The sequence below is a fragment of the Occallatibacter sp. genome (assembly GCF_049802275.1).
In the GTDB taxonomy this organism is placed as follows: domain Bacteria; phylum Acidobacteriota; class Terriglobia; order Terriglobales; family Acidobacteriaceae; genus Telmatobacter.
In genome coordinates, this window is sequence record NZ_JBARMD010000194.1 from 1 (window position 1) to 13625 (window position 13625).

General features: G+C 58.5%; 9 protein-coding genes. 5 read left to right on the forward strand and 4 right to left on the reverse strand.

The features are described 5' to 3' along the window. The coding region (locus tag WA354_RS06440; RefSeq protein ID WP_472812181.1) for a secretin N-terminal domain-containing protein at positions 1-1879 on the reverse strand (1879 nt) is incomplete at its 3' end. Positions 1880-2184: 305 nt separating this feature from the next. Between WA354_RS06440 and smpB the strand changes: the two genes are divergently transcribed. Next, positions 2185-2736, forward strand: coding sequence for an SsrA-binding protein SmpB (gene smpB, locus WA354_RS06445; RefSeq protein ID WP_472812182.1), 552 nt, complete (start codon positions 2185-2187; stop codon positions 2734-2736). 179 nt (positions 2737-2915) lie between these two features. Here smpB and WA354_RS06450 read toward each other — a convergent pair whose 3' ends face one another. Beyond that, positions 2916-3896 carry an alpha/beta fold hydrolase gene (locus WA354_RS06450; protein ID WP_472812183.1) on the reverse strand — a complete coding sequence of 327 codons (981 nt, stop codon included), beginning with the start codon at positions 3894-3896 and terminating at the stop codon, positions 2916-2918. A 188-nt stretch (positions 3897-4084) separates the two neighbouring features. Here WA354_RS06450 and WA354_RS06455 point away from each other — a divergent pair, with 188 nt between their 5' ends. The 3 genes from WA354_RS06455 (at position 4085) to WA354_RS06465 (ending at position 8961) form a co-directional block, all read left to right on the forward strand. After that, positions 4085-5596, forward strand: coding sequence for a leucyl aminopeptidase (locus WA354_RS06455; RefSeq protein ID WP_472812184.1), 1512 nt, complete (start codon positions 4085-4087; stop codon positions 5594-5596). A gap of 333 nt (positions 5597-5929) precedes the next feature. Beyond that, a complete protein-coding gene (locus WA354_RS06460; protein ID WP_472812185.1) occupies positions 5930-6292 on the forward strand; it encodes a PadR family transcriptional regulator in 363 nt (120 codons plus the stop codon). After that, on the forward strand, positions 6289-8961 hold the full coding sequence (locus WA354_RS06465; protein ID WP_472812186.1) for an ADOP family duplicated permease: 2673 nt from the start codon (positions 6289-6291) through the stop codon (positions 8959-8961). The genes WA354_RS06460 and WA354_RS06465 overlap by 4 nt, the downstream gene beginning before the upstream one ends. Before the next feature lie 84 nt (positions 8962-9045). Here the strand turns inward: WA354_RS06465 and WA354_RS06470 are convergent, their stop codons facing one another. Beyond that, positions 9046-10677 carry a formate--tetrahydrofolate ligase gene (locus WA354_RS06470; protein ID WP_472812187.1) on the reverse strand — a complete coding sequence of 544 codons (1632 nt, stop codon included), beginning with the start codon at positions 10675-10677 and terminating at the stop codon, positions 9046-9048. Between the two features lie 91 nt (positions 10678-10768). After that, on the reverse strand, positions 10769-12766 hold the full coding sequence (locus WA354_RS06475; protein WP_472812188.1) for an arginine--tRNA ligase: 1998 nt from the start codon (positions 12764-12766) through the stop codon (positions 10769-10771). Positions 12767-12930: 164 nt separating this feature from the next. Between WA354_RS06475 and WA354_RS06480 the strand changes: the two genes are divergently transcribed. Continuing rightward, on the forward strand, positions 12931-13625 hold a 695-nt coding region (locus WA354_RS06480), incomplete at its 3' end, for a class I tRNA ligase family protein (RefSeq protein WP_472812189.1).

Consider the following 13625-nt stretch of genomic DNA (forward strand, 5'->3'; position numbering starts at 1 on the left):
CACCCAGACCCGGCCGATTCGCTGCTGGCGGCGTTACAACAGGTGGTTGTGCGGCGCCCGCTCCATTATCGGAGACGTGACGCAATTCAACCGATTGGGTTCCCGGCCCGGTGTCGACCGTGCGCAAGTTAGATGCAGTAAGCTCCTGTGACCGAACCACATGTGGAACCACGAGAAACACAATCTCGTCGTCCTGCTTGATCTTGTCCCTGGATCCGAAGAGATACCGCAAAATCGGAATCGAGCTCAACCCCGGAATACCGCTCCAGTTGTCCTGGATCTGCGTCTCGTTGATGCCACCGAGGATGTTGGCTTCGCCTTCGCGGAGGCGGATGGTCTGCTCGGCTACACGCTGGCTGAGAATCGGTTCAGTAACGCCGCTGATCGTCACCGAGCCGCTTTGCGCGGAGACGTCGATCTTGATCTTGAGCGTCACATCCCGGTCGTAGTGAACCGTCGGTGTGACTTCGATGTTGACACCCACGTCCTGGTATTGGAACTGCGTGTTCACCAGCGAACTGACCAGCGCAGTTGCGGCCCCAGTCTGGTACGAACCAGTCGCAATCGGAATACGCGAGCCAATCTTCAGCGAAGCTTTCTGCTGGTCAGCAGCACGGATGCGCGGGTTCTGCAGAATCCTGGTGTTGTTGTCGGTGAGCAGCAGGTTCGCGGTGACGGCAGAAACGTTGACAGCAAAATCGTTCGAGTTCAGGTGCGCCAGGTTGTAGAGGGTCAGCTGGGTTGTGGTAGTGCTGGGGGTACAGTTGGTGCTTCCGGTCGGACAAGTGGTAGTGCTGCTACTCGACGCGGTTGGAGGCTGCAGAGCGACGCTGACACTGCCGGGCCATGTGATGCCAAGATTCCTCTCCCAATTCTTGCTGACTTCAAGCACGGCAATATCGACGACAACTTCTGGCCGTGCCTTGTCGAGATCATTCACAAGCTTCTGCGCGAGCAGCAACTCATCAGGTGTTGCCCTCATCACGATCGCATTCTGACTGGCTACGCCGTAGACCTTCGCATTCGGCATCACGTTGCGTAATGCGGTCTGCACGTCCTGCATGTCGTTCTGTTGCCAGGCATTCGACAAATAGAACGTCTGTACTGCCTGCTCATCGAGTTCGGCACGCTTTGAGCGCGTATTGGCTGCTACAAAAATCGTATTCTGCGTAATCGGACGCCAGAACGTTCCAGAGAGCGTGCCCACGATTCGCAGAGCATCAAGCAATGAAACATTGTTCAGATCCACCTGGATGCGCTTCGAAATGTAGTCAGGGTCGAAGAGAACGTTGATCCCCGCCGCCTTGCCAATCGCCTGGTAGACAGTCTTTGAGTCTTCAGACATGCGCAGCACAAACGGCTCATTCATCGTCGGTTTCAGTTGCGCTGGCGCGCCAATCGAGCCGATTTCATCCTGGGTCTGCGCACTCATAGGCGCGCTGCTCTCGACAGCAGGTTCCTGCCCGTGGCGGGCGCGAATCTTCGCGATCTCCTGTTGAGCAGCTTCGTTACTTGGATCAATCTCGTTGGCGCGCAGTAATTCGACCAGTGCACCCTGCTCATCGCCCGCGGCCAGCAGGTTGCGGCCCTTGGTCACGTGCATCGAAGCGTCGGTGAATCGGACACGATAGTAGGCCGTACGATACACCTCGTCTTTAGGTGCCATCGAGAAGGCCTTCTGGAAGTTCATATAGGCGGTATCGAAATCGTCTTGTGCTTCGGCAGCTTGACCCCTCTTGTAATAGGTGCTGGCCGACTGGGCGAACACACTGGCAGAACCCAGACCGAGCAAAACGAAAACCCCAGCGATGAGAATCCGGTGGCGGGCTTTCGAGAGATCATGGACGCGGGGCGCCGTAGATGCGAGGCGGCTTTTCATCGGACTCCCAAGCGTGTGCAAGGACTGGCCTTCATCGTCGAACCCGGATGGGCAGACCATGGCCCTTTCGACGCAAGCATTGATATAAATTCCGATATTAGTGCTTCCTACCAAAACGATCGCCCCATTCTAGCAAAGCCCCACTGCAATATGGGGGTTAAGAGCAGAATCAGAGTCACATGATTCCACCTGATGCCTCGAAGCCGGCCTTTTCTTAAGGAAAAGCCCGCTCTACTTCCAAACTGCTACTCTGATTCCGCTAAAGCGTTGCGATGCTACGATGAAAGTCTAAGGGAACTTCCCCAATGGCGCGCCAAACCAGCCACACTATCGTACCGCCCGACCGCTCCGGCCCCCCGAAACAGGCGCGGCTTCGGGATCCAGTGGCTTCGGGAGAGCGCGACGCCGCCCACAACCGGGTCGCAAGCCACAATTACTTTCTGCTGGAGAAATTCGAGGCCGGCATCGCCCTGCGGGGGACGGAGGTTAAGTCCATTCGCGAAGGAAAGGCGAATCTCAAGGACTCGTACGGCCTCATCAAGGACGATGAAGCCTTCCTGCTGAACTTGCATATCGGCCCCTATTCGCACGGAAATATCGCCAACCACGACGAAACCCGCACACGAAAACTGCTGATGCACAAGGACGAAGTTAGGCGGCTGATGGCTAAGACGCAGATCAAGGGTCATACGCTCATCCCCACCCGCCTTTACTTCAGAAACGGCCGCGTCAAGTGCGAGCTGGCCGTCGCCAAGGGCAAGCAGGACTGGGACAAGCGAGAAACCGAGCGCCGCCGCGAAGCCGACCGCGAAGCCCGCTCCGCCATCAACGCCAGCAAACACAAAATGGGCCGATAACCAACCCCAAAGGCCCATCGCTGACTCTGCAAAAACGCTTGGCAGTTGCTTTGTAACAGGGCACGACTTCAGTCGTGCCGAAATACGCCTTCAAATGACGGGGGCTTCAGGCCCCTGAGGGATTGCATTTTGGCACAACGGGCCGGCCCGACGGTGACGGATCAGCTATCGTTATTTCGCTAGGGTAGTGTGGTTGCGAAGGCATTGATCTCGCGCAGCACATCGGACTCGTTGGAGTTGAAGATGTAGTGATTAGCATGGGCCAGACGGACTACATGAGCTGAGGGAACACCAGTCTGGAAAGTGTTGGCCAGCGCCGTGGTGCGTGCTAGATCGCTGGCCTCGGCAGCGGCTCGGGCGACGGGGTCGTTCTCATTAAGCGGCCCAAGATCGTGAGGAACCGCGCAGATGGCCAGCACCGGAACCTCGATCGACGTGTACTTCTGCTCACCCATCAGGATGGCTTTTACAATGGGGGACACCTCAGGCGGCTTGGATGCGGCGGGAGCTAGGTGATCTTCCTGCGTTTTCAGGTCCTGTTCAAACTGAGGAAGGATGGATTGCTGGAGTTCCTTGAGCGCTGCTTCCTGTTCGCGCGGGCCCGCAGACGACACCAGATTTTCGAGCCTCCGCCTCAGGTCGGCGGCGTCGATGAGGAGATTGCCCTGCGCGGGATCATAGAAGGCGTAGGCAAAGGCGGCATCCAGATAGATGAGACCGGCAACTTTCTCAGGGTGTCTGGAACCGATGGAGCTGAGCTCCTCGCCTGCGATGGAATGGCCGGCCACAATGGGACGGTCGAGCTTGAGAGCCGCGATGACGGCAAGCACATCATCTCCGAGACGATCAGCGGAGTAATTGTCGTCGCTGGGAACGGGCGCACTGGAAAGGCCGTAACCGCGCCGAGTGATCCCGTAGACATGATAGGAGCTGATAAGCTTGGGCGCTAAGCTATCGAACACATGTGCGTTGTTGCCCAGCCCGGTAAGCAGAATCATGGGCCTGCCTGTGCCTCCCCAATCGAGCACTTCGAGCTTGACGTCCTTGTCGACGGTGATGAATTGGACGGTGTGTTTGGAGAGATCGACTGGATCATGCACTTGTGCGTTCGCTGAGGAAATCAAACAGAAGAGAGATAGAGCAACGGCAAAGCTGCGCACAATGCCTCCTCTTGTAGAAGTTTAGGAACTCTATGATAGACGGAAAGGCCGTTGTTTTCGCTCCATGCTGGGTGTGATGTTGGGCTACTCGGAACTTTCAACTTTTATCCTGCAATAAAGCCATGCCTGAGAATCTGGCCACATGCTTGAAAACCTTTCGTCTCTTCGCAATGAAATAATGGTCAGGTATGCACACTGAACTTTCCTTCTCCCCCCTCGCCCAGATCGAAACCGAACTTCTCGCCGTCACCGCCGTCGATTCCCAGACTGCCAAAGGACCAGACGTTAAGCCCGTGCCCGTCCTGCTCACAAGCGACCAAGCCGTCCGCGCCGCCGCCGCTGCCGTCCTCTCCAGTGGCGAATACAAAGCCGGCACCAACGAAGCCGTATTGCTGCACGCCCCAGCCGGACTGAAAGCCAGGCGACTTCTCATCGTCGGACTCGGCAAAAAAGCCAAGGCCACCGTCCATGCCGTTCGCAACGCGGCCGGAACCGCCGTGCGCTACACCAAGCCGCGTGCCATCCGCGATCTGACGTTCGCCCTGCCTGGAGACAACTCCATAGGCCCGCTCCATGCAATGGCGCGTGCAGCAGTGGAAGGCGCCTTCGTCGGCGACTTCGATCCCGACACCTACCGCAGCGAGCGCAAAGATGTCAGTGTTCACTCCTTCACCCTCGCGGCCCCAACCGCTGCCGACCAGGCCGCCATCCGCGCCGCTTTCGACGAAGGCGTCATCATCGGCGAAAGCCAGAACTTCGCGCGCACGCTCGTCAACGAGCCGGGCAACAAACTCACACCCACTATCCTCGGCCAGCGTGCCGCGCAGATGGCCTCCGAAACCGGCCTAAAGTCGGAAGTCTACTCAACCGACAAACTCCACGAGCTGAAAATGGGCGCCTTCTGGAGCGTCTCCCAGGGCTCCGAAGAGCCGCCGGCCCTCATCGTCCTCAAATACGAACCAGAAGGCGTAACCGACGGCCCCGTACTCGGCCTCGTCGGCAAGGGCATCACCTTCGACACCGGCGGCATCTCCATCAAGCCAGCCGACAACATGGAGAAGATGAAGTACGACATGGCTGGCGGCGCGGCCATGATCGGCGCCATGCGCGCCATTGCCCTATTGAAACCCAAAGTCCGCGTGATCGGTATTGTCTGCGCGGCCGAGAACATGCCCGACGGCAAGGCCCAAAAGCCCGGCGACGTGCAGACCGCCATGTCAGGGAAAACCATCGAGATCATCAACACCGACGCCGAAGGCCGCCTCGTCCTGGCCGACGGCATTACCTACGCGCGAAGCCTTGGCGCGACCCACCTCATCGACGCGGCCACTCTCACCGGCGCATGTGTAGTCGCACTCGGCATGATCAATGCCGGCGCGTTCTCCAACGACGACGCCACGATTGAAAAATTTCAGGCAGGCCTTGCAACTTCAGGCGAGAGATTCTGGCGCATGCCCCTCGCCGACGAATATTACGACATGATCCGCAGCGACATCGGCGACATCAAGAACACAGGCGGCCGCTGGGGCGGAGCCATCACCGCGGCGGAGTTCCTGCACGCCTTTGCCGAAGACACCCCGTGGATCCACCTCGACATCGCCGGCCTCGCCTGGATCGAAGACAACAAGCCTTTCATCGCCAAAGGCCCCAGCGGCGTAGCAGTGCGCTCCATCCTCGAATGGGTGCGCAGCTACGAATAGAGCTACCGAGACTGCCTCGAATGGATGCGCGCAGCTACGATTCACCTAAATAACCTGTCATTCCCTCCGAAGCGTAGGATCCTGCCTAGAAGACCGCCAGGCGCTGCCGCTTGGGGATCGCGAATACGGAGGGAGCAGCAGCCTTCAGGCTGCTGAAATCATGCGCAAAGAGCTAGAGGGCCATTAGGCCCTGACCTGCCAAGCCCTCACGTTCTCCGGCGACGCAACACACCATGAACTACCGCAGTTGAATTCTCCTGCCGGCTACTCGCAAATTCAATTTGCCAATGGCAGTAGACAATCTACCTCCTTGGATGTAGATTATCTACGCTCATGAATAATGCAAAACAAACCTATCAAAATCGCATCGAGCTACTGCAAGGCACCCTCGACATGCTGATTCTGCAGGCGCTCCAGTGGGGATCGATGCACGGCTATGGAATCGCGCACGCGATTCGCCTGAAATCAGCCGAGGTGTTGCAGGTTGAGACGGGTTCGTTGTATCCCGCCCTGCACCGTCTCGAACGTCAGGGATGGGTGACCTCCAAATGGAAGTTGACCGATAGTAAACAGCGCGCAAACTTCTACCGAATCACTTCCAAGGGAAAAGAGCAGCTGGCGTCGGATCACAAACGCTGGCAGCAGATCGTGCAGGCGATTGGTTCCGTGATGGAACCGGAGGGAGGACAGTCATGAAGAGCTGGCTGAGCTGGGCGTGGGAGCGGCGTAAGCGCGATTTAAACGAGGAACTGGAAGCACATCTGCGTCTTGCAATTGAAGATCGCGTCTCCCGCGGCGAAAATCCTGCAGCGGCGCGAACCGCGGCCCTGCAGGAGCTCGGAAATATGCCACTCATCGCGGATGTAACCCGGGAACAATGGGGCTTTCGCAATTTTGATCGCATTTGGAATGACGTCCGATTCGCAATGCGCCAGTTACGCCGCTCGCCGGGATTCGCAATCACCGCAGTCCTAGGCATGGCCCTCGGCATCGGTCCCGTCGTAGCCATCTTCAGCATGATCTGGGCCACCTTCCTCGCACCCCTCCCCTATCCCAACGCCAACCAGCTCGTCGTCGTGTGGAACCACTTCAAGGGTGAACGCGGGCCCACAAGCGGCGAAGATTACGCCCAGCTTGCCGCGCAAAACCACTCATTCCAGAGCCTCTCGTTCCAGTCGTGGATCGTCGTCCATCTCACTAACGCAGACCATACAGCGGACCAGGAAGGCGGCCTCGCCATCACTCCCGGCTTGCAGACCAGGACCGTGGGGCAGCCCCTGCTGCTCGGGCGCGACTTTTCGCCGGAAGAAGGCAGCCCCGGCAACGACCACGTGGTGATTCTCACCAACTGGCTCTGGCACCATCGCTACAACTCCGATCCAAATATCCTCGGGAAGTCCATCCTGATTGAGAATCAGCCGTACACGGTCGTAGGCGTCATGCGCGCCGGCCCCCACGAGAGGGGCGGCGGCATAACCTTCAATGTCCCCGTTCGTCCCATGGTCGGCCAATCCAGCGGCCAATTCGGCATCATGATCGGCCGACTCAAGCCCGGCGTTACGCTGGCGCAGGCACAGGCAGAGCTTTCCACCATAAACGACCAGATTGCGGCGCATCGTTTTGCCCATCAAACCAAAAGCCCCTTCGTCCTCACCGTCGAGCATTTCCGCAACGACTGGCTCGACACCAAAACTCAGCGCAACCTCTGGCTGCTGCTCATTGCCGTGGGCCTGGTACTGCTGATCGCCTGCGCCAACATCGCCAACCTCCTGCTCGCGCGCGGAACCAGCCGGACTCAGGAACTCGCGGTTCGCTCGGTACTCGGTGCAACCCGCGGCCAGATCTTCATCCAGTTGTTCACCGAGAGCCTGACGATCGCCATCCTCGGCGGAGCCATCGGAATCGCCATGGGCTGGGCCATCATGAAGCTGAGCATCGTTCTCTTGCCCAATCTCGCACTGGAAGCTACTGACGCGCTGGTGGAGATGAACCTCCCGGTCCTCGGCTTCTCCATTCTCATCGCGCTTCTCGCCGGAGTGATTGCCGGTTGCGCTCCCAGTTGGCGCAGCGCCCGCATCAACCAGAACGAAGCTCTGAAGCAGGGCTCGCGTGCCGCGGGAGGTCGCGGCCGAACACCACTTCAGTCAGCGTTGGTCATCACTGAGATTGCTCTTTCGCTCGTTCTCCTCGCCGGCGCAGGCATGGCCCTGCACAGTTTTTGGAACCTTAGCCATATCGACGTAGGCTTCAGGTCGGACCACGTGGTAACTGCCTTGCTGAGGCCGCACGATAACGGGCCGGGCCGCGGTCCCTCGATCTCTTCTCCTGAGGAAGCTTCCGTTCAGCAACATCAACTTCTCGATCGCGTTCGCCAGATTCCGGGTGTTGCCGATGCCTCCGTCTCCAGCGGACTGCCGATGGGCGGCCTCATCACATTCACCTTTCAGGTCGCCGGCCAGTCCGTCGACAAAGCACACCTGCCGACAGCAGACTTCGAGGCGGTCACTCCGAGCTTCTTTACCACTTTCGGCGTCCGTCTGGTGCGCGGCCGATTCCTCAACAACGAAGATCGGCCGCAGTCGCCCCGCGTCGTCATGGTCAATGAAACGTTCGTACGCCGCTACCTGGCCAATGGCGATCCGCTGAATCAGCGACTCGTTCTCCAGGTCCCGGATTTCCGGCGCGCAGGCCCCGGTCCGCAGCAATGGCCACCCCCGGTGGAATTCCAGATCGTCGGTGTCTTCCATGACGTGCTCGACAACCAACACCTCACCGGCGAAGTGCAACCGGAGATGTACGTTTCGCAGTGGCAGGTAAGCTGGCCATTTCTCTGGATGGCCGTGCGCACAATGGCCATCGACCCCGAGACCATTACGACGAGCCTGCAACACGCGGCAAGTTCCGTCATGCCCGGTGCCGCAATTGATCACGTCAGAACCATGACCGAGGTCATGGAGCAGGAACAATCCAGCGACCGCTTCGAAATGATCCTCTTCGCAGCATTCGCAGCCGTCGCCCTGCTGCTCGCCGTCATCGGAATCTATGGCGTCATGTCATTCGCCGTGGCGCAGCGTACCCATGAGATCGGCGTCCGCATGGCCTTGGGAGCACGACAGAACCAGGTGATTCGGCTCATCATCGGCAGCGGAATGCGATTGTCTCTGCTCGGACTGGGAATAGGCCTGGCTGGCGCAGTAGTCCTCGGCCGTCTGATGCACGCCACCCTCTACGGTGTTCAGGTTACTGACCTGTTTAGTCTCATCGCTGTCACCGTCGTGTTGTTTATCGCAGCGTTGCTGGCCTGTTGGTTTCCAGCCCGCCGATCCGCGACCATTGATCCCATACAGGCGCTACGCAATGAGTAGCCAGACACGCTCGAATAAGGTCAAGCCCCTCGTCTAGACGCTATCTGACACTGGAACCGGGTGCCTTCGAAAACTGAAAGACTCTTACACGCCTACGATATTTCCGTCGTCATCCACGTCGATCGACATCGCGCGCGGATGGCTCGGCAGGCCCGGCATCAGCATCATGTTCCCGGAGACGGCCACAACAAATCCTGCGCCCGCTGACAGGGACACGTCATTGATATTCAACGCCCAGCCCGTCGGCGCTCCCATTCGCTTGGGATCGTCGGTGAGCGAGTATTGCGTCTTGGCGATGCATACCGGCAGCCTGCCGAATCCCCATACGGCGTAGCGTTCAAGTTTCGCGCGCGCCACATCGCTGAACGTCACTCCATCTGCACCATAAACCTGGATGGCGACTTTCAGGATCTTCACGTCAAGTGCATCTTCCAGCGCGTAGACCGGCTGAATCTCCGGCGCAGGATTCGTCTCGATCGCCGAGACCACCTTGCGAGCCAGATCGACTGCTCCTTCGCCGCCTTTGGCAAAGGCCTCAACCAGTGCGCACGGTACACCCTGCAGCGAACATTCCGTAGCGATCATTTCAAGGTCTTCAGGCGTGTCGGACGGGAAGCGATTGATCGCAACAACCAGCGGGACACCATAGCCGCGGAGTGTTTTAATGTGGTGCTCGAGATTGGAAAAGCCCGACTCCAGTTTGCCTTCACCCTGCGCGCGCAAGCTCTGCGCAGTGACAACAAGAACTGCAGCGGCCGGCTGAATACCCGACAAACGCATCACGATGTCAAAATACTTTTCCGCGCCGAGATCGGCTGCGAATCCGCACTCGTTGACGACATAGTCGGCGAGCCGCACACCCATTTTGTGCGCAAGGATGCTGGATGTTCCATGCGCGATGTTCCCAAATGGGCCGGTATGCACCAGTGCTGGTGTGCCCTCGGTGGTCTGCACAAGATTGGGCTTGATGGCATCGTCGAGCAGCGCCAGCATGGCGCCCGTTGCTCCCAGATCACCAGCCGTAACCGGCTGCCCCGAACGCGACGGCCCGACAACAATGGAATCGATTCGATGCCGCAGATCGGCGCGGCTCGATGCCAGCGCCATGATGGCCATGATCTCGGAAGCAGCGGTGATTACGAAACCAGTGTCGCGGTTGGCACCGTCACCCTTCGCGGCAAGGCTCACCTTAATGCGCCGCAACGCGCGATCATTCATGTCCATCGCGCGCGGCCACGTAATCTGCGCAGGATCAAGCTCGAGTGCATTCCCGAAAAAGAGATGCGAGTCAATCATCGCCGCCAGCAAATTGTGTGCAGCCGTAATGGCATGAAAGTCGCCATGGAAATGCAGATTGATCTTCTGGCTCGGTTCCACCTGCGACAAGCCGCCGCCCGCCGCACCGCCCTTCATCCCGAAAACCGGTCCCAGCGACGGCTCGCGCGAAGTCAGAATCGACTTGCACCCGATCCGCTCCAACCCTTGCGCCAGGCCAATGGAGACAACTGTCTTTCCCTCCCCGGAGGTCGTCGGCGTAGTGGCTGTAACAACAATCAGCTTGCCGCGACCGGGAAAGGCCGGATTGTCCAGCAGGTTCAGGTTGAGCTTCGCGCCATAGGCGCCGATCGGCTCGTATTCGGCCGGCAAAAGCGAAAGTTTCCTGGCGATCTCTTCGATAGGAAGGAGCATGTGTGTTTGCAGAAGGACGTTATCCATAGCCTGACCTTTATCTCTGACCGTCGAGCAATATACTCCCCCTGCCCGAAGACCTGCTTGTGACGCAGGCTACACAAGCATTACCGGGGTGTTACATCGCTTCAGGGCTTTCGATGCCGAGCCATTCCAGCACCGTAATCAGTTCCCGCATGGTGATTGCGGCCGTAGCCAGCAGGAACATCCTGCGCTCAGGGTCCAACTCCGTCAGCACATGGTGTTTGTGGTAGAAGTTGTTAAATTCCTGCGCTAACTGGAAGGCGTGTTTGGCCAGATAAGCAGGCTCAGAGGTGGCGATGCATTGCTCGAGCACCGACGAACGGCGACCCGCACGTAGCCAGAGGGACCAGATATCTTCGCCATTCTCGCCCATCAGAAATGCGCCGGGATCGGACCCCGCGAATTCCCGCAGTACCGCCTCCGGCGTGATCGACCCTTTCCGGAAAATGTTGCGCGCGCGCACCACTGCGTACTGAATGTAAGGCCCGGTCTCGCCCTCAAAACTCAGCGCATCCTTGAAGTCGAAAGCGATCACTGAATTGCGTGTGAACTTCAGCATGAAATAGCGCAGAGCGCCAATCGCAATCTGCTCCGCGATCACCTGCCGCTCCTGATCATCGCGCGATGTCTGGCGCGTATCAACTTCAAAGCGAGTTGCGGCGATGAGCTTATCAATCAAATCATCGGCCTTCACACCGAAACCCTTGCGCCCGCTGACCTCGATATAGGGGCGCGCGCTGTCCTCTTCTGCCACTTCATAACCAAGCTCTGCAGCGCATCGCGGCGTGAGAGCCACCATCTCGTAGCCGAAGTGCGTGTAGTGGTCAGCTTGTTCGGTGTAGCCCATCCCACGCAGGGCCTGGATCACGTTCGCCTGCGGATCGGACTGCCGCGAATCAATCACGTTATAGATAGCCTGCGCTCCGCCGAAATGCGGATGAGGCTCCTCCCCGTTTTCCGTCGAGATCCAGCACTCATGGTCGGGATAGCTGAAGAATTTGCGATACCCAAAATCGCGCCCCAGAAGACCGAACTTCCAGAGGTGATACGCAATGTCCTTGCCCACGTACGTAACAGTTCCATTCGAGCGGACAATCACCTTCGCGTCTTCGTCCACTTCCTGCGCGCCGGCTTCACCCTGTCCGTTACTAGCCGCGCCGGTCCGGGACATGACCCAGCAGCCCTTGTTCTTGCCCTCGTTTTCGAAATAGAGCACGCCCTTCTGCTTCAACTGCTCGAAGGCCAGTGCCCAGAAGTTGAGGTGCAGAATCTCGCTTTCGCGTGGAAGAAAGTCGTACTCAATACCCAGGCGCAGCATGGTTTCAAGATGCCGGCGCAGCACTGCAGTCGAGATCAGATCGGCGACCGCAGCCGTCTCATTGCCGCCCTGTTCAATCTCGTGCAGAGTTGCATATCGCAACTTCTTGCGTTCTTCGTTCTCAGCATCGGTGCCGCTCGTGTACCACTGCGACGTACGCGCGTAGAGATCCCAGCAGTAGAAGTCGACTCGCTGAAAATGCAGTTCGAGATCTTCAATCAGCGCGCGAACTTCAGCCAGCGATTTCTTTTCGAGGTGCAGGAAACCAACCACCACGTCCGCTACCTGCACACCGGTGTTGTCGATATAGTTCTGCACCGCAACCTGCTGGCCCGCGGCGCGCAGAAGCTTCACAAAGGTATCGCCGAGAATCGCATTGCGCAGATGCCCAATGTGCGCGGCCTTATTCGGGTTGATGCTGGTGTGCTCGACAAGCGCGTGTATATCGGACTTGACCGGCTCGGAGTCCTCACCGCTCGTCATCATGCGGACCGCCACCACGCGATCGAGATACGCATTGATGTACCCGGCACCGGCGATTTCGAAAGAAGCAAAGCCGCGCGGCGTGCCCAGCGACCCGACAATTTCCTGTGCGATGACCTTGGGTGCCTTGCGCAGTTTGCGAGCAAGCTCAAAAGCGATCGGAGTAGCCAGTTCACCAAACTTCAGGTCCGGCGGAGTCTCCAGCGGAATGTTCTCGACTGTGAGGTCGTACTTGGCTTTGAGCACATCCCGCAGATGCGACTCAAGCCGGTTCTTCAGTTCCTGATACACGGGTCAGCACCTTTAAAATGCTTGATTTTCAAGGCGATTCTAACAGAGCTGGAGTCGCCTTTGCGTTTGACGCACCCTATTCGGCAACCTAAGATGAAAGAAGCACATAGACGAACATCATTGCGCTTCAGACCGACGCGCGCACCGAAAGCAACCGCCCGCCAATGACGAACCAGAACCCAAACCCATCCCGGTTTTACCTCACCACGCCCATCTACTACGTAAATGCGCGTCCACACCTGGGCCACGCTTACTCGACCATCGTGTGCGACGCAATCGCACGCCGCAAGCGTGCCATGGGCATCGATACCTGGTTCCTCACCGGAACCGACGAGCATGGCCAGAAGATCGAGCGATCCGCCAAACTCGCCGGGCTCACGCCACAGCTTTTCGCCGACAAAATCGCTGCCGAATTCCGTGCCCTCTGGGATCGGCTCGGCCTCACCTACGACGACTTCATCCGCACCACCGAGCCCCGCCACAAGCGTGGAGTGCAAAAGCTTTTCGCCACTCTCCGCGATCGCGGATTCATCTACAAAGGCTCGTACACTGGCCAATACTGCGTGTCCGATGAGGCGTGGGTCGATGTGCCACCTGGCGCGCCCTGCCCCGATTGCGGTCGCATCACTGAAACCGTCAGCGAAGAGAATTACTTTTTCAAGCTCTCCGCATTTGAACGCAAGCTGCTCGAGTTCTACGAAGAGAATCCCGGCTTCATGCAGCCGGAGTCGACGCGCCGCGAGGTCATCTCTTTCGTGCGCAGCGGGCTCAAAGATCTCTCCATCAGCCGCAGCAGTTTCAGCTGGGGCATTCCAGTTCCCGGCGACGAACAGCACGTCGTCTATGTCTGGCTCGACGC